This is a genomic window from Peribacillus sp. B2I2, assembly GCF_041261685.1.
Lineage (GTDB): Bacteria > Bacillota > Bacilli > Bacillales > DSM-1321 > Peribacillus.
The window spans coordinates 156,274-179,214 of sequence record NZ_JBGCCB010000001.1; the positions used below are offsets into that span (position 1 = coordinate 156,274).

General features: G+C 40.2%; 20 protein-coding genes. 17 read left to right on the plus strand and 3 right to left on the minus strand.

The window, feature by feature from the left end; genetic code table 11:
* Positions 1-33 precede the first annotated feature (33 nt).
* Together ABIE66_RS00935 and ABIE66_RS00940 are read left to right on the plus strand one after the other, a co-directional pair.
* Complete coding sequence (locus ABIE66_RS00935) at positions 34-279, plus strand: hypothetical protein (RefSeq protein ID WP_370013595.1); 246 nt, start codon at positions 34-36, stop codon at positions 277-279.
* Complete coding sequence (locus ABIE66_RS00940; protein WP_370013596.1) at positions 245-613, plus strand: hypothetical protein; 369 nt, start codon at positions 245-247, stop codon at positions 611-613. Before ABIE66_RS00935 ends, ABIE66_RS00940 begins: the two co-directional genes overlap by 35 nt.
* Before the next feature lie 588 nt (positions 614-1,201).
* Here the strand turns inward: ABIE66_RS00940 and ABIE66_RS00945 are convergent.
* Genes ABIE66_RS00945 through ABIE66_RS00955 form a run of 3 tightly spaced genes read right to left on the minus strand, consistent with a single transcriptional unit; the run spans position 1,202 to position 4,676 of the window.
* On the minus strand, positions 1,202-2,236 hold the full coding sequence (locus ABIE66_RS00945; RefSeq protein ID WP_370013597.1) for a sensor histidine kinase: 1,035 nt from the start codon (positions 2,234-2,236) through the stop codon (positions 1,202-1,204).
* The gene (locus ABIE66_RS00950) at positions 2,233-2,907 is read right to left on the minus strand and encodes a response regulator (RefSeq protein WP_370013598.1); all 675 of its coding nucleotides are present in this window, start codon (positions 2,905-2,907) and stop codon (positions 2,233-2,235) included. Before ABIE66_RS00950 ends, ABIE66_RS00945 begins: the two co-directional genes overlap by 4 nt.
* 23 nt (positions 2,908-2,930) lie before the next feature.
* On the minus strand, positions 2,931-4,676 hold the full coding sequence (locus ABIE66_RS00955) for an ABC transporter ATP-binding protein (RefSeq protein ID WP_370013599.1): 1,746 nt from the start codon (positions 4,674-4,676) through the stop codon (positions 2,931-2,933).
* Positions 4,677-5,037: 361 nt separating this feature from the next.
* On the opposite strand from ABIE66_RS00955, the gene ABIE66_RS00960 reads away from it, so the two are divergent.
* The 15 genes from ABIE66_RS00960 to ABIE66_RS01030 all read left to right on the plus strand — a co-directional run bounded on the left by ABIE66_RS00960 (position 5,038) and on the right by ABIE66_RS01030 (position 22,937).
* Complete coding sequence (locus tag ABIE66_RS00960) at positions 5,038-5,736, plus strand: response regulator transcription factor (RefSeq protein ID WP_370013600.1); 699 nt, start codon at positions 5,038-5,040, stop codon at positions 5,734-5,736.
* A complete protein-coding gene (locus tag ABIE66_RS00965) occupies positions 5,729-6,817 on the plus strand; it encodes a HAMP domain-containing sensor histidine kinase (protein ID WP_144480959.1) in 1,089 nt (362 codons plus the stop codon). Before ABIE66_RS00960 ends, ABIE66_RS00965 begins: the two co-directional genes overlap by 8 nt.
* 83 nt (positions 6,818-6,900) lie before the next feature.
* Entirely contained in the window at positions 6,901-7,779 is an 879-nt protein-coding gene (locus tag ABIE66_RS00970) for a M15 family metallopeptidase (RefSeq protein ID WP_370013601.1), read from the plus strand.
* Complete coding sequence (locus tag ABIE66_RS00975; RefSeq protein WP_370013602.1) at positions 7,776-8,153, plus strand: VanZ family protein; 378 nt, start codon at positions 7,776-7,778, stop codon at positions 8,151-8,153. The genes ABIE66_RS00970 and ABIE66_RS00975 overlap by 4 nt, the downstream gene beginning before the upstream one ends.
* Positions 8,140-8,238, plus strand: a complete 99-nt coding sequence (locus ABIE66_RS00980; RefSeq protein WP_370013603.1) for a VanZ family protein — start codon at positions 8,140-8,142, stop codon at positions 8,236-8,238. Before ABIE66_RS00975 ends, ABIE66_RS00980 begins: the two co-directional genes overlap by 14 nt.
* 273 nt (positions 8,239-8,511) lie before the next feature.
* Positions 8,512-9,681, plus strand: coding sequence for an ATP-grasp domain-containing protein (locus tag ABIE66_RS00985; RefSeq protein WP_370013604.1), 1,170 nt, complete (start codon positions 8,512-8,514; stop codon positions 9,679-9,681).
* A gap of 12 nt (positions 9,682-9,693) precedes the next feature.
* Complete coding sequence (locus tag ABIE66_RS00990) at positions 9,694-11,388, plus strand: methyl-accepting chemotaxis protein (protein WP_370013605.1); 1,695 nt, start codon at positions 9,694-9,696, stop codon at positions 11,386-11,388.
* A 324-nt stretch (positions 11,389-11,712) separates the two neighbouring features.
* A complete protein-coding gene (locus ABIE66_RS00995) occupies positions 11,713-11,913 on the plus strand; it encodes a cold-shock protein (RefSeq protein WP_034304915.1) in 201 nt (66 codons plus the stop codon).
* Between the two features lie 523 nt (positions 11,914-12,436).
* Positions 12,437-12,808, plus strand: a complete 372-nt coding sequence (locus tag ABIE66_RS01000) for an ArsR/SmtB family transcription factor (RefSeq protein WP_289318686.1) — start codon at positions 12,437-12,439, stop codon at positions 12,806-12,808.
* On the plus strand, positions 12,801-14,924 hold the full coding sequence (locus tag ABIE66_RS01005) for a heavy metal translocating P-type ATPase (protein ID WP_370013606.1): 2,124 nt from the start codon (positions 12,801-12,803) through the stop codon (positions 14,922-14,924). Before ABIE66_RS01000 ends, ABIE66_RS01005 begins: the two co-directional genes overlap by 8 nt.
* Positions 14,925-15,325: 401 nt before the next feature.
* The gene (hflX, locus tag ABIE66_RS01010) at positions 15,326-16,591 is read left to right on the plus strand and encodes a GTPase HflX (RefSeq protein WP_370013607.1); all 1,266 of its coding nucleotides are present in this window, start codon (positions 15,326-15,328) and stop codon (positions 16,589-16,591) included.
* A gap of 714 nt (positions 16,592-17,305) precedes the next feature.
* Entirely contained in the window at positions 17,306-18,664 is a 1,359-nt protein-coding gene (locus ABIE66_RS01015; protein ID WP_370016961.1) for an NAD(P)-dependent oxidoreductase, read from the plus strand.
* Positions 18,665-18,690: 26 nt separating this feature from the next.
* A complete protein-coding gene (gene preA / locus ABIE66_RS01020; protein ID WP_289318690.1) occupies positions 18,691-19,977 on the plus strand; it encodes an NAD-dependent dihydropyrimidine dehydrogenase subunit PreA in 1,287 nt (428 codons plus the stop codon).
* Positions 19,978-19,991: 14 nt separating this feature from the next.
* The gene (gene hydA, locus ABIE66_RS01025; RefSeq protein ID WP_370013608.1) at positions 19,992-21,410 is read left to right on the plus strand and encodes a dihydropyrimidinase; all 1,419 of its coding nucleotides are present in this window, start codon (positions 19,992-19,994) and stop codon (positions 21,408-21,410) included.
* A gap of 42 nt (positions 21,411-21,452) precedes the next feature.
* A complete protein-coding gene (locus ABIE66_RS01030; RefSeq protein WP_370013609.1) occupies positions 21,453-22,937 on the plus strand; it encodes an NCS1 family transporter in 1,485 nt (494 codons plus the stop codon).
* Positions 22,938-22,941: the final 4 nt, after the last annotated feature.

A 22,941-nucleotide genomic window follows, 5' to 3' on the forward strand; every position in this document is an offset into this window, starting at 1 on the left:
CTACTTTAAGATATTTATTAAAGGGGGATTCAAATGAAAAAGACCATTTGGCCAATCATTGCAGTATTTGTTATGTTAGTATGTTTTCCAGAAGTAAATTCTTCAGCTGAGAGTCTTCAAAAGGATTTAACACAAGAAGGAATTTATCAAAAATTATCAGAAATATCAGATTACTACGATGTTGGTGAAGAATTAAGTTTTGACGATGCTGAATCTTTATGCGAAGACATCAAACTCTCCTATCATGCCTGTAAAAACTGCCACCGTCTTAGGAAGTAATTCTAATTCAAAAATTAGTGCAAATTTGAAAGGATCTGTATCATCAAATCATGGAATTGTTAATAATTCTTTTGGTGGTAATGTAACGACAACAGTTACCAAAGGAACTCCTACAAAAATCACTACAAAAATTAGACATACTGCCTATGGATTAGTTGGATCTGGTGGTGTTGGTAAGGTGCAAGATAAAACCTTAACAGTGTCATGCACTTCTGGAAAGTCTTGTGCACTTAAACAAACATATCCATATACAGCCTCTGTAGCATATTCGACAACTTATGCTGAAGCGACTATTAGTTATAGTGGCGGGGCACTCGGAGTTACTGCTAAATAATTTTTTATATAGTAAAGAAGGTGATTAAAGTTTTAAACAATTTTAGTTTGGTTGGAACAATTATTCTGTTATTGGCGATTGCAGGAATAGGGTTTATTATCAGACGGATTTATTTAAAAATATCAAAATAATCATCTCTAATATTGAAAAAGAAAAAAAGAGGTAACATATTGCACATAACTCTTTCAAGTAATATCTCTATCTACTGCCTTTTCTAAGTAGTCTACCGGAATATTTGTTAAGAAATGAAGCAGAACGGCCCATTATGGATGGAAAGGAGACGGAGCCTTCATTGGTGATGATCGGTTTTGGCGGACTTTCAGAAGAAGAGATAGAAAAAGGAATTGCCGTACTTCGAAATGCTTGGTTTTCTGAAATATAAATTAATGGAAGATTGACCTCGAACTCATCTTAAAACAAAGTGGAAAGTAACGTTCAAATTTTAATTCCTCAAAAAGCTATCCAGGATAGGTGATTTTATTTAGCTTTCATTTTAATTCTACGGAAGGCCAAAAATGTGATCGGATATTAATCTGAAGCAACAATAACTACAAATAGAATTAAACCAGCTGACAAGTCAGCTGGTTTTTATGAAATAGGAAGCAGAATCGTAAAAGTAGTTCCCTTTTCGAGTTCACTTTCCACGGATATGGTCCCTTCATGCATCTCTAAAATTCTTTTCACGATGGATAGACCTAGACCGCTGCCGCTTTTTGAGCGTTCCCTTGCCAGGTCGGCTTTATAGAATCGCTCGAATATATGGAACTGGTCTTTTTCGGAAATGCCGATTCCATTGTCGGATATCGTTATGGATGCCCGGTCATCAATCTGTTGTAATCGAATCGTGATCTTTCCGCGATGGCGGGTGAACTTGATACTATTGTGTATTAAATTCGTCCATACTTGGCTCATTAAGTCCTGGTCTGCAACTATTGGAACCTTTTCTAAGGATATATCCAATTCGAGTTCTTTTTCCAACCAAGCCGGTTCACATGCCAAAATAATGGTTCGTATTTGCTGATCGAGCCGGAAATCGGTCCTTTCAAAAGGATGATGGTCGGATTCAAGGGATGTAAGCTTTAGAAGGTTATCACTTAATTTAGATAATCTCCGGCTTTCTGTCTCAATTATATGAAGATAATGATTTCGTTCTTCGGTTGTCAGCTTATTAAATTGAAGAGCCTGGGCAAATCCTACAATGGAGGTTAGGGGCGACTGTATTTCGTGAGAGACGTTAGAGATGAATTCCTGCCGCATCTCTTCCATTTGCTTCAATTGCTTGGCCATGTGATTGAAGTGGTTAATGATATCGGTCATTTCGTTTTTCTTATCCATTTTAAAATCCAATTGTACATTATAATCGCCATTTGCTATTTTCCTTAAGGCATCTATGATCTCGAGGTAAATATTTACCCGTTTATTGTGATGGATAGCGCGGATAAGATAACCGATGGATATCATGATTGCGATGCTTGTCATGATAGTGGTCAGAAACCGAACATAATCGGTTAATCTTAAGGGCAATAGTTCAATGATATAGTAACCGGCCGAAAAGCAAATTGAAATAAACGTAAGAAAAAACAGTATGCCAAGCATTTGTTTGTAAAATCGATTGTCTCTCATCTAGTTATCTCCAAACGGTAGCCTAATCCCCAAATCGTTTTAATCCGGAAGGGGAATTCCAATTCTGGAAACCGTTCTCTCACTCTTTTAATATGGACATCGACAGTTCGTTCATCACCTTCATAATCATAGCCCCAAATGTCTTCGATAAGATTTTCCCTGGAAAAAGTTTTTCCAGGATAGCTTGCTAATTTAAACAACAATTCGAATTCTTTTAAGGGAATCGTATATTCCTGTTCTTTGAATGAAATTTCATGTGTGTTGCGATTCATCTTTAATTCGCCGATATTTAATGTTTGTGAAATAGTAATTTTATAGCGTTTTAGTAATGCCTTTATTCTCAGAACCAATTCGATCGGTTCAAATGGCTTTACAAGATAATCATCTGCCCCAAGCCCGAAACCTTTTACTTTCTGTGTTGTTTCCCCTTTTGCAGTCAGCATTAAAATGGGGATATCACTAAATTCCCGTAACTCTTTGCATAATTGCCATCCATCCATGTTAGGCATCATAATATCGATGACTGCCAAATCGATTTTCACTTTCTCCATTACTTTCAATGCTTCCAGTCCATCTGAGGCTTCATATAGATCAAATCCTTCTTTTCTTAACAAGAGTTGTATAAGTTCACGAATATGTGCATCATCATCGACAATTAGTATTTTTGTCATCCGTCTTCTTTCCTTTCGGTAAATTAGGCGAGTTCAAGTTTGTTTAACTGTTGTTCAGCGAATTCGCGATATAATGAGTGCGTTTTATATAGCTCCTTATGTGTTCCGCTGCCCGTTATTTTCCCTTTTTCCAGAAAGATGATTTGATCTGAACCAACAACGGTCGATAGGCGGTGAGCAATAACTATTGTTGTTCTGCCTTTCATTAATTCATTTAACGCCTGTTGAACAACTTTTTCTGATTTGCTGTCCAGGCTGGAGGTAGCTTCATCAAGCATCAGTATTTTTGGGTTTCTTAAAAATGCTCGGGCGATTGCAATTCTTTGTCTTTGACCGCCGGATAATTTCATGCCCCTTTCGCCAACCTCTGTATCATATCCGTTAGGAAGCTCAGAAATAAATTGATCTGCATACGCCATTTTAGCTACTTGATTTAATTCCTCATCTGTTATATCCCGATCGATTCCATAACAGATATTATCTCGAATTGTGCCAGATACAATCGGACTTTCTTGTGAAACATACCCAATCTGGCTTCTCCATGAAAGCAGTGTGAAATCATTTATGGATTTCCCGCCTATGGAAATGGAGCCTTGCTGTGGTTTGTAGAAACGCTCGAATAATGAGAAAAGGGTCGTTTTGCCGCTGCCGCTTGGTCCGACAATTGCTGTGACCTTACCGGATTCAACGTTAAAGCTTATATCTTTAAGTACCTGTTCTCCATTATTGTAACTATAGTTCAGGTGATCCACGGTGATTGATTGACTTATATTCTGAACTGGCTGCTTCGCATCTTCCTCCTCTACTGAATCCAAAATGGAAATGATGCGCTCAGTTGCACCCGTGGCTTTTTGAAATTGTGTAAAGAAACTGGCTAATTGAGCCATTGGCATGATTATTTGGAAAAGATACATGATGAATGCAACTAGGGCTCCAGCTGTCAGGGCTCCTGAAGAAACGCGCATTCCCCCATAACCTAAAATCAGCACGAGTAATGCCATCATGACAAAACTCATTAGCGGCGCAATCAACGATTGGATTTTTGCCTCTTTTAATCCGAATTGAAATAATTTATGGATTCCTTTTTTTCCATTTTCATATTCTAGAGTTTCAGCATTTGAGGCTTTAACAAGACGGATTTCCGTTAGCACTTGCTGGAGGACTGAGGTGAAGCTTGCTGTCTCGTCCTGCATCCCTTTTGATATTTTATGCATTTTTTTCCCTAGTGGCATTAATATCAAAACAGAGAGTGGAATTGCAGTGAACATCAATAATGTCATTTTCCAATCCAGTACGAATAACACGATCATGGAACCTACGATGGAAATGATTCCTGTAACGAAATTAGAGAGGTGCTCAGAGATTAATCCCTTCACTACTGTTGTATCATTTGTCATTCGACTGACTGTTTCGCCTGACGGATGTTCATCAAAATAACTCACGGGCAATACGAGTATTTTTTTCCATAGTTGATCGCGGATACCCGCCACTACAGATTGACCGATCCGATTTAATAAATAGATGGAAAATCCACTGGCCAATGCTTGAACAATGATGGCAAGAACGAGAAGGGTGATCCGTTCAGTGCTTAGTGAGCTGATCGAAAAATCATTAATTAAATTTTTTGTGAATAAAGGGACTAATAAACCCACACCCGTTGTACCTAGGCTTAATGCCAATGCAATCCCTATCATTAGTTTAGAAGGCTTCGTTTGTTGAACTAACCGAATGAACTGGCGCCATCCTTTTTGTTTTTTTTCTTCTGGCATATTTAAATACATCCTTTCTTGATCTTTACATGAGGAAGTATACAAAGAAGTTATGAATTGAATATGAACTTCTGGGTATTAAAGAAAAATTCCACGAAATTACTGTTGGATTTTTACTGAATGATAAAGTTGAAAAAATAGCGGTCACTTAAAATAGTGTCGGCTTTTTTTAATTAAGATACAAGAAAAATAAAGAATCGGACTGAAATATTCAGGTGAATATGGATGTTAGGTATATGAAGTTCTTGGTTAATGAAAAGGCATATCAGTTATAATGGGTCACAAGTAGCAATTTGGAAAATCGGAATGGAATGGAGTACAATTAAAGTAATGGGAATATGTAAAAGGGAGTAAGATACAGATGAAGCGGATTACCATATTGATAGCTGATGATGAGGTGGAAATTGCTGACCTGGTCGCTTTGCATTTGGAGAAAGAGGGATATAACTATATCAAGGTATCGGATGGGAAAGAGGCCATTCGTGTTATTAGCGATCAGAAGATAGACTTGGTCATCTTGGATATCATGATGCCGGAGTTGAATGGCTATGAAGTTACCCGTCAAATTAGAGCGAAATATCAAATGCCTATCATTTTTCTTAGTGCAAAAAGTTCCGATCTGGATAAAATCTCCGGATTGGTGATGGGGGCGGACGATTATATGACCAAGCCTTTCAACCCAATGGAATTGGTCGCACGCGTGAATGCGCAATTGCGACGGGCAATGCAGTTGAATCAAGTTTCAAACGAAAACGAATCTATATTGGAAGTCGGCGGTTTGATCATTTATCCGGATCAGCGCAAAGTGATACTATATGATGAAGCCATCGAACTAACTCCGAAGGAATTCGATATTTTGGTTCTCTTAGCCGGTCATTCCCAAAAAGTATTTAGTGCGGAAAGTATTTTTCAAAATGTATGGGGCGAAGCGTATTATGAAATGGGCAATAATACTGTCATGGTTCATATTCGTACGCTAAGGAAAAAGCTTGGCGAGGATAAAAATAAAAACAAGTTCATCACGACAGTTTGGGGAGTGGGATATAAATTCAATGGCTGACATGTTACGAAGCTTCCGGGCTAAAATGATTGTATTGCTTGCATTGAGTATGTTGATAGCCGGAACCATTACCTTCCTGATATATAAAGGGCTTCAACTTTATTATCATACGAATGTAAAGGTCGAAGATCCATTGTTCCGTTTGCGTTTGATCATGAATATATATGGAGATCTAAACTTCTTTTTAATCATTTTTATCCCACTTTCGATACTATTCTTCTTTTTCCTTACAAAACCTTATGCGACATACTTTAATAAGATTTCCAATGGAATCAATGATCTCGCAAATGGTGACTTTAAAAGCAGAGTCGACATCTTATCAAAAGATGAGTTCCAGGATATAGCGGAAGATATTAACCGGGCAAGTGAGAAATTACAAGAAGCCGTAGAAAGAGGCGATTTTGCAGAAAGCAGTAAGGATCAATTGGTTCTGAACTTGGCCCATGATTTACGTACACCTCTAACTTCCGTTTTGGGATATTTGGACTTTATCCTTCGAGAAGAAGATTTACCTGCAGAACGAATCAGGCATTTTACGAAGATTGCTTATACGAAATCCCAACGTTTAGAGAAACTTATTGATGAACTTTTTGAAATAACCAGAATGAACTATGGCATGCTTCCATTAGAGAAAAAATCCCTCAATTTAAGTGAATTGCTCATTCAATTAAGTGAAGAACTATATCCACTCTTCGAAAAAAACCACTTGAGTGCAAGATTGACTCTTCCATCGCATTTAGATATTTCAGGTGATGGCGACCTATTGGCGCGTGTATTCGAAAACTTATTGACCAATGCCGTACGTTATGGAAACGATGGACAGTTCGTGGATATCCTTGGTTTCACTGATAAAGGGGAGGTTGTGGTGCAAGTTATCAACTATGGAACTTGTATACCTGAGGAAGAACTACCTTATGTTTTTGATATGTTCTACACAAATGATAAGGCGCGGTCCCATAAAGATGGAAGCACGGGTCTCGGTTTATTCATCGCAAAAAATATTGTCGAACAGCATAATGGAACGATATCCGTTAAAAGCGATTCTGTACAGACTCTATTTGAAGTGCGATTACCGCAGTGATTTAAGAAAAATTTTATAATTTCCCCACTATTTTTTTAAACTATTTTTCCTAACCTATAGAAAGAAGGTAAGGAGGACTGTTCATGAAGAAGTGGGTTTTTTTGTTTGTTTTATTTTTGCTGTTTGCACGTGAAGTAAACGAATATAAATCTGACGGTGATTTTCAAATTATTGATGAAAGACATGGTCTAAGGGTTCCGAAGGAGAGTGGAACGTTAGAAATAGCTAAGGATCAGGTTTACCAAGGGAATTTGTTATTGGTCAATAAGGAACATCCTGTACATCGGGGAGGGATCAAATCTGATGTGGTTAATCTATTTCAACACAAAGAACTAATAGAGGGATATGGTCTGTTGGACGAAAGGATTCGCTTGTCACAGGGTGTGGCAGAGAAATTCTTGGAAATGGTTCGTGCGGCTGAAAAAGACAATGTCCGTCATTTCATGATTAGCAGCGGGTATCGGAATGAAGAGGAGCAAAGTCAGCTCTATCAAGAAAAGGGGTCTGCATTTGCTTTACCAGCTGGCTATAGTGAGCACAACTTAGGGTTATCACTTGATATAGGCTCCACCTTATCAGGTATGAATGAAGCCCCGGAAGGAAGGTGGCTGCAAAAGAATGCCTCGAAATACGGTTTTATTTTACGTTATCCGGAAAATAAAAAGGCTATTACAGGAATAGAATATGAGCCATGGCATTTCCGCTATGTTGGTCTTCCCCATAGTAGAATCATGCAGAAAAAGAATTTTACATTGGAAGAATACCTTACTTATATAAAAGAGAAAAAGAAAATTGGGGGAACCATAGCGGGTGTGGAATATGAAGTCTCTTATTATCCTGTATCCTCAAAAAAGACGGTTAAGCTACAGGCCAACGCGTATGAAGTATCTGGAGATAATATGGGTGGAGTCATCGTGACTGCTTTTTCTTCTGTGCATGCACGTGATGGGCAAGAGAAATGAAGAAAATAGTAATACAGGATATCATTATTCCAGCTTTGTTTGCTAGTTATATATTTTTGCTAACCAAAGTCATTTTATTTAAATTTGGCCATATTGATATAACTTTTCTTCTGGAACAGCTTCAAAGTAATCTAAAAAACCCAGTAAATATGAAGGATAGATTATTATTGTTCGGTAATTTCATACCGCTTAATGAAATAGTGAGTGCTGTCCAAAATAGGACGTATCACAATATATTCAATTTGCTAGGAAACATCGCATTATTCATTCCTTTTGGTATATTTCTACCTCTCGTTATTGGAAAGGGATATATAAATCTAAAGAGGGTATGCTGTATTTCCTTTATAGTAAGTCTTTGTTTTGACTGTCTTTAATATCGGCATCTTTGATGTGGATGATCTTCTATTAAATACGTTTGGCGGAATGATAGGGTATGCCCTATTCAAGTTCGGCATCTAATCGAAAAACGATCAAGTATTATTGTAGATGTACAAGAATGAAAGGAGTTCCTTCAACATGAGCATAGAAAAAAGGAGAGCCCGGGGCTAGATCCGGGCTTTTTCTATGTCCTCAAATGCTTTTTTTAGTTGGAGTCGATAGGTAAAAAGGTATATTGAAATTTTATTTTTTTAATGTGAAATTAATAATAAATACCTATATAAGCTAAATACTTACCGCTTTTAACCGATTAAATATGGAGATACAAAAAACAGTATAAGTTAGGTGGAAAAAATGATTATTTTGAATGAGTCCATTGTGTCGCCAATTCTTCTAAAGGTGTTGGAGGAACAGCAAATTCCAGTGCTGGAACAAGGGCAATGGGGAGAAACATCAACATCAGAAAAGCTAAACATTCAAAAAGATACCGAATTTTTCAAGTCCATGGAAATGGGCCAAAGAATTCTTACAAACTCTGAAAATGGCATTACATTATTAGGTCATTTCCGACCAAATAACAATGAGTACATATGGTCAAAGTTATTGAAGGATAAGAGTCAGGTGCGGAATTTAACGAAATCTTTATATCCTGATTTCTATTTCCAAGATATTGATTTATCCATGATAAGTGACCTGGATAAAAATCAAATACCGTTTCCGGTAGTTATCAAACCCAATATTGGCTATTCAAGTGTAGGGGTGCATAAAGTCAAGAATGAACAGGACTGGGATATAGCCGTGAACCAGCTTAAAGCAGATTTACTTCATTCGGATGGATTATATGATTCAGAAGTGGTCGGTTCCCAGACCGTTTTAATAGAGGAGTGGATTCAGGGTGAAGAGTATGCCATTGATGGTTATTACAAACAAGATGGCGAACCGGTCATTTTGAATGTATTCAAACGATTATTCAAGGACGATTACGATACTTCCGATCGAATTTATTATACTTCGAAGTTGGCCATTAATGAAATCTATAATGATGCACTAAAGTTCATGAAGAATATCCAAGCGGTCCTTCCACTTAGGAATTACCCTGTACACTTCGAAATTCGCAAAAAAGGAAACCGGGTGATACCTATCGAAATCAATCCTCTGCGTTTTGCTGGAGCGGGTACAACGGATCTAGGGTACCATGCGTATGGGATGAATATGTATGAACATTATTTTTCAGGTACCAAACCCGATTGGAATCGGATATTGGAAGAGATGGACGATAATATATATAGCTTTTTCTTTGCAGAGTTACCACTGGAAATAAATCTGGAAGATGTTGCACGTATTGATCATGATGCACTTTGTCGTGAATTTGAACATGTTTTGGAATATAGGCAGCTTCCTTTTCAAAATGACCGGAGCATGGCAATCATATTTTATAGAAGTGAGGATTTGAACAAAAATCTCCAGTTGCTTCATTTGGATTTAATACCATATTTGACTATAAAACATCTGGCTTTTATCTAAGGGGGCATGGGAATGAGATTTTCAAAGCTGAATCCTAAAAAATCTTTACTGGCAAAACTATTCTTGTTTTATATCATTCCATTCATACTTTTCGCAGGGGCGATGGGCCTTTGCTTTTCCTATATTACTAATAAAATGATCAATGAGCATGTCCTTCCGCAATTCGATGAGCGTCTTTCTGAAAATGCCCACAGTTTAGCAGCAAGCCTCAATCCTACTTTGATAAAGAATGCTTCGGAACGGGGAGAAGTGATTGTGAGGCAGCTAGATGCTTTTGTAGAAAATAAAAAGGGAATTGAGTACGTTTATGTATTGAAGCGGGAGAATGATGCCGACGTGATTGTAGCCTTGAATGGCAGCACGGATTTCATGGTGGAATCCCCTTTTACGCCGGAACAGGCAATATCGATAAATGGAAAAGAAGACGTATTGAGTGAAATATATAAAGATAAGTGGGGCACACACAAGTCGTACTTTACGCCAATCGAAGGAACAGACGCCATTGTGGGAATCGATATGGATGCAAAATTCATTGATGAATTGAAGAGCACAATGTTATTCTATAATATCTTATTTCTTGCAAGTGCCATTATATTAGGTGTGCTATGCGCCGTTGTCATCGGGAAAAAGATCTCGGGACCCGTTAATGAACTTGTAGGTTACACGAATGAAATGGCAGAAGGGAACTTAAGTAAATCGATACCAATTGGTAGACAGGATGAGATTGGCGATCTGTCAAATGGATTCGAAGATATGAGATTAAGTTTGTCCCATATAATTCAGAATGTCCGTGAACACGCTCAAACGATGAATCAAACGACAGTGTCCATTCACCAATCCTTTGAGGAGATGGTGGAATCCTATGGGCAGATAGTGACTGGGACAACGGAAGAAGCAAAAGCCTCAGAAGAACGTGCCCATCATATTGACCGAATTTCCAATATGATCAGTGACTTAACGGATACAATCCGTTTAATGAGCGAACAAACGAATGAAATGAATGAATTTACGATGCATACGAATACACTTGCTGAACAAGGAAGTAAACAAGTGCAGGATGTAACGAGCCAGATGGATAAAATCATGGAAAACGGCCAATCGAATAAAGTGAATTTGGTGAGCCTGGAAGCTGATGTAGTGAAGATAAACGAAGTGATTGGCTTAATAAGGGGCATTGCTTCCCAAACCAACCTGCTATCATTGAATGCTTCCATTGAAGCGGCACGGGCGGGGGATGCCGGCAGAGGTTTTGCTGTAGTCGCTCAAGAGGTGCAAAAATTGGCTGTGCAAACAGATGAATCAATCGATATCATTTCTGAGTCGATTACGCGGATCAATGAACAAACAGCCAAAGTCATCCAAAATAATGATGAAAGTTTTCAGGATATAATAAATGGTGTTTCCTTAGTGGAAAACAATGGAGAGATTTTCAATAAGATATTCGAATCCGTAGAGAAATTGTTGAAAGGCACAGAACAATTAGCAAGCCATTCGAAAAAAATCAATGAGTCTTCGGATGAAAGCCTAGCATCCATTCAGGAAATTGCAGCGATTTCAGAAGAAGGAGTCGCAACAACGGAGCAAATATCGGCAGCCGCAATTCAACAAAGTACCATAATGACTGGATTGAAGGAGCAAAACGAAGAGTTAGCAAATGAATCGGCCATATTAGAGGGGATGGTAAAAAAGTTCATTACGGAAAAATGATATATTTGATGTAAAAAAAAACCTCTTGTTAACGTTGTTTACAAGAGGTTTTTTTTTTGTGGAAATGGCATGTGGGTCATTTGCTGTAATAGATAGAGTCACATTAGACCAAGATTATTTCTATGTGAATTTATAGAGTATTAAAAATTGCTTGAAAAAAGTTTATCCAAACCATTTGCAATCGCTGCCATTTAATGTTATGCTTAGTCTTAATTATTTTTGTTCGGTACTAAGGATACTAAAAGTACTACTTTTCGTTTTCGATGATGACTTAGAGCAAGGATAGTAATACAATGTGCTTAAATGCACTAGGAGGCAACAACAATGGAACAAGGTAAAGTAAAATGGTTTAACGCAGAAAAAGGTTTTGGATTCATCGAACGCGAAAACGGAGACGACGTATTCGTACATTTCTCAGCTATCCAAAGCGAAGGTTTCAAATCTTTAGACGAAGGCCAAGAAGTTACTTTTGAAGTAGAACAAGGTCAACGTGGACCTCAAGCTTCTAACGTTCAAAAAGCATAATTTCAAAAACAAAAAAAGACAGATCCTAGTAATGGGATCTGTCTTTTTTTGTTTTGAAAAAAACATTACAAAAAACCCTGCTCAACGAAAAGCAGGGTAAACGGTACAAGTAAAGTAAAACGCTTAAAAAGGTTTGACTAAGTATATCATAGTTTTTCTAGAAAATACTAAATTAAATATATAATACTTATCAAGGTACTGTTAGGGAATTACTGAAATCATTGGATTGAAGGGGCATGAAGGAATTTCTGTCCCCTCTTTTTTTTGTCACGAAGATAAAAGTGATTCGGGAAGGTTGGATGGGTTCCTGGAAAGAGGACAGCCTGCCCTTTAAGGGCGGATCAAAATTCGTGGGAAGTGAAACAAAAAACGATGGTCCTCATATAAAGGCATATAGGGCACTTTCGTTAAGGTATCGGAAAAGGAGAAGCAAGAATAGTAAACATTCAAATATGGATTTGAATATTCAGGGAATTATGTTATATTATAATCAAACGAAGATTTGAATGAGAGGTGTGAGAAGATGGCGGAACTGAAAGATATATGTGATGTCCACCTGCATGATGAAGTGAAGGTTAATCGCATTCAAGAAGAAATGAGCCAGGTGAATATATCCAGCATGTCGAAGCTGTTTAAAGTGATAGGCGACGAAAATAGGGCAAAGATAGCTTATGCGCTCTGTACGGACGAGGAATTATGTGTGTGCGATCTGGCCAATATCATTGGTGCTTCGATGGCGACAACGTCACATCATCTTCGTACCCTTTATAAACATGCAATCGTAAAATACCGAAAAGAAGGAAAGTTAGCTTTTTATTCTTTGGACGATCACCATATTAAACAATTGATTCTCATTGCATTAGAACATCAGCAGGAGGTAAGGGTCGATGGCTGAGTCCCCATTAAAAACATATCGTATTCAAGGTCTATCTTGCACGAACTGTGCGGCTAAATTTGAGAACAATGTCCGTGATCTGGAGGGTGTGGAGGATGCCAAAATCAACTTTGGGGCTTCAAAGATTTCGGTACAGGGTAGCGCGACCATTGAAGAGATTGAAAAGGCGGGTGCTTTTGATAACCTGAAAATCCGTGGTGAGCAGGAACGGGTGACGCAAAAGGAACCATTTTGGAAGCAAAAAGAAAATATTAAAGTGGTGTTCTCGGTTATCCTTTTGCTAATCAGCTGGATATTGGATAATCGATATGCTGATGGAGGCATCATGCCGGTAATCGGTTATGCGGCTGCAATCATTGTTGGCGGATATTCATTATTTGTCAATGGGTTGAAAAACCTCGTCAGACTTCGCTTTGATATGCACACCCTTATGACGGTTGCCATCATCGGAGCGGCTGTGCTGGGTGAATGGGGTGAGGGGGCAACTGTTGTCATTCTATTTGCAATAAGTGAAGCACTGGAAAAGTATTCGATGGATAAAGCCCGGAATTCTATAGAATCATTAATGAATATCGCACCTAAAGAAGCCTTGATCCGTAGAGGACATCACGAAATGATGGTTGCTGTTGATGAGATTGAAGTGGGCGACATCATGATCGTTAAACCCGGTCAAAAACTTGCTATGGATGGCAGGATCATGAAAGGGGCGTCGACACTTAATCAAGCAGCCATTACAGGGGAGTCCGAGCCGGTTTTTAAAACGGTTGAGGGTGAAGTATTTGCCGGAACCTTAAATGGTGAAGGATTGCTCGAAGTGAAGGTCACGAAGCGAGTCGAGGATACGACTATTGCAAAAATCATCCACCTTGTTGAAGAAGCACAGGCTGAAAAGGCCCCTTCCCAAGCATTCGTGGATAGATTCGCAAAATTCTATACTCCGGCCATTATGCTTATAGCCTTGGCCATTGCCGTGGTACCCCCGATTGTGATGAACGGGGATTGGAGTGAATGGATTTACCGGGGATTGGCTGTACTGGTTGTCGGTTGTCCTTGTGCATTGGTCATTTCTACCCCCATCGCCATTGTGACAGCTATCGGAAATGCCGCGAAACATGGTGTGTTGATTAAAGGCGGGGTCCATTTGGAGGAAACAGGAGCCTTAAAGGCGATTGCATTCGATAAAACGGGTACTTTAACAAAGGGCGTACCGGAAGTGACTGATTTCAAAGTGTTATCCGATGTGTTGAATGAACAGGAGGTGCTGGCGATCGCTGCTGCTTTAGAAAGCAGATCACAGCACCCACTTGCGACGGCCATTCTTCAAAAGGCGGCAAATCATGATGTGGATTATCATTCTGTAGTGGTAGAGGATCTTACTGCGATCACGGGTAAAGGTATAAAAGGGAAAATCAATCAAGAAATCTATTACATTGGTAAACCCCATCTCTTTGAGGAAGTGGCAGGCCTAGTATTCTCTGATGATGTCCTTAATTTAATCAGCGGCTATCAAAATGCAGGGAAAACGGTGATGGTGCTTGGCGATCAAATGAAGCTCCTGGCACTCATTGCTGTGGCAGATGAAATAAGGGAAAGCAGTAAGGAAGCAATTCGGAAACTGCATGCATTGGGCATTGAAAAAACGATAATGCTGACCGGGGATAATATCGGAACGGCAAAAGCTATTGGAGCGGCAGCAGGCGTTCACGAGATCGAGGCGGAGCTATTGCCACAAGATAAACTGACCATCATCAAACAATGGAAACAAAAATATGATCGAGTGGCCATGATAGGCGATGGTGTCAATGATGCTCCGGCCTTGGCAGCTTCCACGGTAGGAATTGCAATGGGCGGGGCGGGTACTGATACGGCCCTTGAAACAGCCGATATTGCCTTGATGGGTGATGACTTATCGAAGCTGCCGTATACAATCAGCTTAAGTCGCAAAACATTAAAAATCATTAAGCAGAACATCACGTTTTCATTGGTGATAAAAATCCTGGCGTTATTATTGATAGCACCGGGCTGGTTAACACTTTGGATGGCAATTTTTGCCGACATGGGTGCGACGTTATTAGTTACATTGAACAGTCTTAGATTACTGAGAATAAAAGAATAGAATGATATGGGCTTCCTGATGCTTATTAAGGTGCTGGGAAGCCTTTTTTTATGCACTTTCCAATTGTTTCATGTGAAACTTTGAAAAAATGCATCCATTTTTCCTTTGAAAACGTAAATGGATCAGAGCACTGAAAATGTTAAGGGTGTCCCAAGGGAAAAATCATGATAGTCAATCTATAGTAAAAATATCAATAGGATATAAAATGACAGGTCCTAATCAGTCTGTTATTTTTTTGTTGAATTTTCTTTTAAGTAAAAGGAATTCTAATAAGAACATTTGCTTGGGCAAGATCGTTATCCAAGAGATGGTCAGTATGCTACAATGTGGCTGACTTAGAAGCATGGTAGGTTTGTTTAAGTATAATATAGGGAGTAAGGTAAGTAAGGAAAGGATTTGAAATGATGGAATTACAGCAGAGGGCAATCTTGGTTGGCGTCAATCTCAACGGTCAAAAGGATTTTGAGTATTCAATGGAGGAATTGGCCAATTTAACGGAAGCGTGTGAGGTAGAGGTTGCAGGGACCATCACACAAAATTTGCATCGGGTGAACTCATCACATTTTATCGGTACCGGGAAGATTGAGGAAGTAAAAAATCTCGTTGAGTATAAAGAAGCTAATGTCGTCATTTTTAATGATCAGCTCTCCCCTTCGCAACTTCGGAATCTGGAGAGGGACATGGATTGCAAGGTGATCGATCGGACAATCTTGATTCTGGACATCTTCGCGCATCGGGCGAAAACGAAGGAAGCGCAGCTTCAGGTGGAAGTGGCGAAGCTTCAGTATATGCTCCCGCGTCTCGTTGGTTTAAGGGAGTCATTAGGGCGTCAAAGTGGTGGAGTCGGTACAAACAAAGGGGCAGGTGAAAAGCAGTTAGAGCTTGACCGCAGGAGAATCGAGGAAAATATAAGTGTTTTGAATAAAGAACTGGAAGACCTTGTTGCACACCGGCAAACGCAGAGGAAACAGCGAAAAAAGAATAGCATCCCTGTCGTATCCTTAGTCGGTTATACCAATGCAGGGAAATCTTCGATCATGAATGCTCTGATTGGGATGTACCAACCAACAGCCGAGAAGCAGGTTTTGGAAAAGGATATGCTTTTCGCTACACTTGAGACATCCGTACGAAACATACCGCTGCCGGATAACAAGGAATTCTTATTGACGGATACGGTGGGCTTTGTGTCTAAATTGCCCCATCATCTTGTGAAAGCATTCCGATCCACATTAGAAGAAGTGGTGGAAGCGGATTTGTTGATCCATGTTGTCGATTTTTCCAATCCTAATCATGAACAGCAAATAGAGATAACTGATAAGACGTTAAATGAGATAGGCATTAAAGGGATTCCAACGATTTTTGCCTATAATAAAGCGGACCTTACCGATTTGGAAATCCCTCAGGTGAATCGTGGCTCTGTATATATGTCAGCGAAAAACAAAGTTGGCATCGAGGAATTGATCAATCAAATTCGCAAGCATATTTTTGTCGACTATACTCACTGTGAAATGCTGATTCCATTTGATCAAGGACAGCTGGTTTCCTATTTCAATGAAAATGGTCATATTACGGAAACTGAATATGAGGCAAACGGATATCGAATTAAGCTTGAGTGCAGGAAAACAGATTATGAGAAATATAATCGGTACGTTATTCATCAAGAATGAGATTGGTTGTTGATAAGTTGTTAACAGCATGTTGATAAGTGGGAATATAAATTGGTAAATGTGGATAACTTTTGTATATGTGCTTCTGTTCTGCGAAAACAAAGAGAATAAAGCAATATGTTTTGTGTATAAGTTGTGGATAAAAGTAAAAGTCCTAGGGAATCTTGAATAAAGTTTCTGGGCTTTTTTTTATGTGGACAAAGTGTTGATAAGTAGATTTTCGGAACAAATCATCAAAGAATATCATTAGGTATGATGAATAATAAGTTTGAATGTAGAAAAATGACGATGTTTATCATTTATTGTTAGGAAATATAACATGGATATACATATTGCATATCTTACAGCTGGCAATACTTTACACTTTGTATAATGTAACTTACTTTTCAACATTATAAAATAAAGAATACTCATTTCTAAGATAATCATCAGGATTTGAGTTTTTAAGATTAGTAGGGGGGGCTTTTTATGGCCGAAGGAAGCGGGGACCGAGGCATGGCCAGTGAGAGAATGATAGAAAATAATATACGGAAAGAGAGAATTTTGGCAAGGAAATCGCCATGACTGTCTGTTGAATAAATTGGTGAAAGCCATGTGGCAATTTTTTCAATCCTTTAAATGTGTGAGAATTGTATTTTTTAGAGTAATGGATGCAAATCCTCCCTTTTTATTTTTCAAAAAATAAATTTTTGGAAGGAGAAATAGTGGATGAGTATGACTAGCCCGTTAAAAGGTGGCCTAGAGATTAACTTTCAGGAAGCGGAGAGGGGTTTGTCCCCTAGGGAAGCTTTGGAAGAATCGAATCGATGTTTATACTGCTATGACGCCCCATGTATCCAAGCCTGTCCGACAGGGATAGATATTCCAAGTTTTATTAAGAAGATAGCTTCAGGTAATTTTAAAGGTTCAGCCAAGACGATCATGACGGCCAATCCTGTCGGTGCCAGCTGCGCGCGGGTATGTCCGACAGAAGAGTTATGTGAGGGGGCATGTGTCCTGAACCATTCTACAAAGCCAATCATGATTGGCGATCTCCAGCGTTATTCCACAGATTGGGCCATCCAAAATAAACAAGCCCTGTTCAAGGCCGGGAAGAAGAATGGCAAAAAAGTTGCCATTGTAGGAAGCGGTCCAGCGGGCTTATCTGCAGCAAGGGAATTAGCCTTGCTTGGCTACAGTGTAACCATTTTCGAAGCTGAAAAAAATCCAGGCGGTTTAAATACTTACGGAATTGTGTCTTTCCGTTTGCCTCAGAGCATTTCTTATTGGGAAGTCGAACAAGTGAAGAGTTTGGATGTTGAAATTAAAACGAGTACACGGGTCGGGGTTGATGTTTCCGTAAATCAGCTGACAGCCGACTATGATGCGGTCATTTTAGCGATTGGCATGTCCGATGTTCCGAAGCTTGGAATTGAAGGAGAAGATTTGGATGGAGTTTATGATGCAATCGAGTTCGTCAAAGCAACGAAAACGGAGGCCATCACTGATAAATTCATTGGGAAGAAGATGGCGGTAATAGGGGCTGGAAACACGGCGATCGATGCAGCGACCTGCTCTGTCCGACTGGGTGCCGAACAAGTGAGCATTATTTATCGTCGTACCCAAAAGGAAATGACAGCTTATGATTTTGAATATGAGTTTGCCAAACAAGAGAGTGTCGGGTTTCACTGGCTGACTAACCCCTCCAGGATCCTATCGGATGAAAGCGGTCAGGTAACGGGCATCGAGTGTGTGAAAATGGTTCTTAGCGAGGCAGGGGATGATGGCCGCCGCCGTCCAGTCCCGATTTCGGGATCAGAGTTCGTCATACCGGTTGATGGAGTCATTCGTGCTATAGGCCAATCCAGGTATATAGGATTGATTGAACAGTTTGGCATACAACATGAAGATGGCGTCGTTACATTGGAGGGAGATTCCTACAGAACATCTAATGAAAAAGTTTTTGCGTGCGGGGACGTGATTTTTGGAAAAGGCCAAGGTGAAGCAATGGTTGTTTCAGCTGCCCAGCAAGGGAAGAAGACAGCCTATGAAATTGACTCGATTTTAATGAGCGAAGCGGTGGATATTGCTTAATAACTATGAAAATTAGGAGGCTTATCATGGCTGATTTATCAATTGATCTCGCAGGTATTAAATCTCCCAATCCTTTTTGGCTTGCTTCAGCACCACCTACTAATTCGGGTTATCAAGTACAGCGGGCATTTGAAGCTGGCTGGGGAGGAGCTGTTTGGAAGACATTGGGTGACCCCATCCTGAATGTCTCATCACGTTTTGCAGCTGTCAGTTTTAATGGACAGAGAGTTGCCGGGTTCAACAATATAGAATTGATTACGGATCGTCCGCTTGAAGTGAATTTGAAAGAAATATATGAAACGAAGAAGAGATTCCCTGATCATGCAATCATTGCATCAGTGATGGTAGAGCCACAACAGGAAAAGTGGCATGAGATCATCAAGCGAATAGAAGATGTAGGGGTTGATGGTTACGAATTGAACTTTGGCTGCCCGCACGGTATGGCAGAGCGGGGGATGGGAGCTGCTTCGGGACAGGTTCCCGAACTTGTGGAAAAGCAAACATATTGGGCGAAGGAAGCTGCATCCAAACCGGTCATCGTCAAGCTTACACCGAATATTACCGACATTACGGTTACGGCTGAAGCGGCGGTGCGCGGCGGTGCGGATGCAATAAGCATGATCAATACAATTAACAGCTTGGCAGGAGTGGATATCCATTCATGGAATACGATTCCCCATGTAGGCGGAAAGGGAGCTCACGGAGGGTATTGTGGCCCTGCTGTGAAGCCAATCGCATTGAACATGGTGGCAGAGTGTGCAAGGAATCCAATGATTAATGTTCCCATTTCCGGAATAGGCGGCATTTCAAATTGGCAGGATACAGTGGAATTTTTATTGATGGGTTCAACGGGAGTGCAAATTTGTACGGCTGCCATGCATCACGGTTTTAGGATAGTGGAGGACATGATTGATGGCCTGTCCAATTACCTTGATGAAAAAGGGATCTCGTCTGTGATGGATATTGTCGGTAAGTCAGTACCGCGCTATTCCGATTGGGGGAATTTAGACCTTAATTATAAGGTCGTTGCACGCATTAATAATGATGTGTGCATTAACTGCAACAAATGCCATATTGCCTGTGAAGATACTTCTCATCAATGTATAGATATGTTAAAGGACACGTCAGGCAGCTCCTTCTTGCGAGTGCGCGAGGAAGATTGCGTAGGCTGTAATCTTTGCTCGATCGTTTGTCCGGTAGATGGGGCTATCGATATGATCGAATTGACAAATGAATTACCGCCAATGACGTGGAATGAACGCCAATCGTTCCTTGGGGGCATCGGCAGTGAAAGTGTTGATTTCGTAAAATGATGGAGGGGACGAATTTGAAGAAAATCATTAAAAATGGAACGATCGCTACGGCTGCAGATACGTATCAAGCCGATATATTAATTGAAAATGAGAAGATTGCAATGATTGGCATGGACCTGACTGCTGAGGGGGCTGAAATCATTGATGCAAAAGGTGCTTATATTTTTCCGGGAGGCATTGACCCACATACCCATCTCGATATGCCGTTTGGGGGGACAACGACAAAAGATGATTATGAAACGGGGACGATTGCGGCTGCCTATGGAGGCACGACAACGATCATTGACTTTTGTTTGACCGAAAAAGGGGTGCCGTTAAAGAAAGCGATAAAAACATGGCATGAAAAGGCCAATGAAAAAGCGGCCATAGATTATGGTTTTCATTTAATGATCAGTGAGATTAATGATGAGGTATTGTCTGAGTTGCCAAGTATCATCGATAATGAAGGGATTTCTTCCTTTAAAGTGTTCATGGCTTACAAGAATGTTTTTCAAGCCGATGATGCCACGCTATACCGCACTTTGTTGCAAGCGAAGGAACTTGGTGCACTTGTCATGGTTCACGCTGAAAATGGTGATGTCATCGATTATCTTACAAAGCAGGCGCTTGCTGAAGGTAACACAGATCCAATTTATCATGCGTTAACAAGACCGCCAGAGCTTGAAGGGGAAGCAACTGGACGGGCAGCTAAACTGACGGAAATGGCAAACGGTCAGCTCTATGTCGTTCATGTCACCTGTGCAGATGCAGTTGAAAAGATTATCGAGGCCAGAAATAAAGGGGTGGAAATTTGGGGGGAGACTTGTCCGCAATATTTGGTCCTTGACCAATCTTATCTCGAAAAGCCCAATTTCGAAGGCTCTAAGTATGTATGGTCCCCGCCATTAAGGGAGAAGAAAAACCAGGAAGTGCTTTGGAATGCTTTAAAAATGGGACAGCTGCAAACGATCGGCTCAGATCAATGCTCTTTTGACTTTAAGGGACAGAAGGACCTTGGACGTGAAGATTTCACGAAAATACCGAACGGCGGTCCAACGATTGAGGACCGCATGAGTATCCTTTTTTCAGAAGGCGTCAAGAAAGAGCGTATTACCTTGAATCAATTCGTCGACCTGACTTCCACGCGTGCTGCGAAACTATTCGGGTTATTCCCTAAGAAAGGGACGATTGCAGTAGGGTCTGATGCTGATATTGTCATTTTTGACCCGGAAGTGGAAAGGACCCTTTCTGCAGATACTCATCACATGGCTGTGGATTATAATGCGTTTGAAGGTATGGAAATTACAGGTGAACCGGTTTCCGTCTTATCCAGAGGTCAATTCGTCATTAAAGACAAACAATTTGTAGGTGAGGCTGGAAAAGGGCAATTCCTGAAACGGGCAAAATATAATACGGCTCTGAAGCCGCATTCAGGGAAAAAGCTTCCAGTCTGACTTCGGTAAGGAATCATGCAAATTAATATAGGGGGATTTTATATGAGTGAGAAGAAAGATTATTTAAAGTCTCCCGATTTGCTGCCTATACCTCATAGTGAGAAAAACATAAGTGCAGCCGGATTTGGTTTTATTTGGGTGGGCATGGCTGTAGTATTGGCTGCCTTCGCGATCGGTGGGAACGGTGTTCAAAGTTTATCTTTAGGCTGGGTCGTTCTTGCAACGATCATTGCCTGTGTGGTTCTCGGCTTTCTGATGACAATGACAGGGGATATTGGTGTTGAGCACGGAATATCCTTCCCAGTCTATATGAGGGCGCCGTTCGGTACGATTGGCACCCATATCCCTTCGGTTGTACGGGGGTTTGTAGCTTCATGCTGGTTTGGCCTTAACACATACTTTGGAGCTACCGCAATGAATGCTATCTTTACAACCCTTTTTGATTTTGATAATTGGTTTATCTGCTTCCTCATTTTTGCCGTTTTACAATTGGTCAACACAGCAATGGGAATAAAGTCGATAGAACGTTTTGCCGACTTGGCAGCGCCCGTTATCATTTTAATTTCTGGCTGGATGTATTTCACTCTTTCCGATCAAGCTGTGGCCCAAGGAAGGGATGTATGGTCCTGGATTGAAAGTCCGGTCACTGGCGGGGCTGCCGTTACGGCATTCATGGTCGTCATTATGGCCAATATGGGATTTTGGGGCACATTAACTGCAGATATGCCAACACTCTCCCGCTATATAAAGGCACCAAAAAATGAAAAAAATTGGTTCAAGCGCAATAAGGGGCAGATAATTGGGAATATTATCACCTATCCCATCACTCAGACTTTCATGGTCATAATCGGAGCGGTTTCTTATATGGCTGTTTCCAATTATGATCCCGTAGTTGCTATTCAGGGATCAGCAAGTGGAGTTGCTCTCGGGGTCCTATTAATCATGATCGTATTTGCTCAATGGTCGACGAATACTACGGCCAATGTCATTCCCGCAGCTACCATTTTCTCCAATATCATGGGTCCTAAAATGCCATTTTGGGCAGGCGTCGTTGTAGCAGGGGTTATTGGGATAGTAGTTCAGCCATGGAGCCTGTTCGGCATCATAATAGAAGTTTTATTAATAATAGGTGGAATCTTGGCATCCATTGTCGGCATCCTGATAGCTGATTATTATTTTCTCCGTAAACGGCGGGTTAATGTCCAGGAGCTCTATGAGAGCGATGGTCAGTATAAATACTTGAATGGAGTGAATTGGGCAGGAATCATTTCTTGGGTGATTGGAGGAATCGGTGCAACGATTTTTTCAAATTATTCGTTTATTATTGGCTTTGTTCTGGGGAGTGCAAGTTATTATATCTTGGCTAAGTATTGGTGGTTCAAGAAATATGAACAAGCTGAAATCATTGATCCAAGCGATGAGAAATATTTGGGTATTTCCGTCGGCAGGGATTGGAAAGTCGAAAAAGGTCCAGTACTTGAAGAAGAGATGGTTATTACGGCTTCAGCTGGTAAGGGGAACGTGTAAAAAA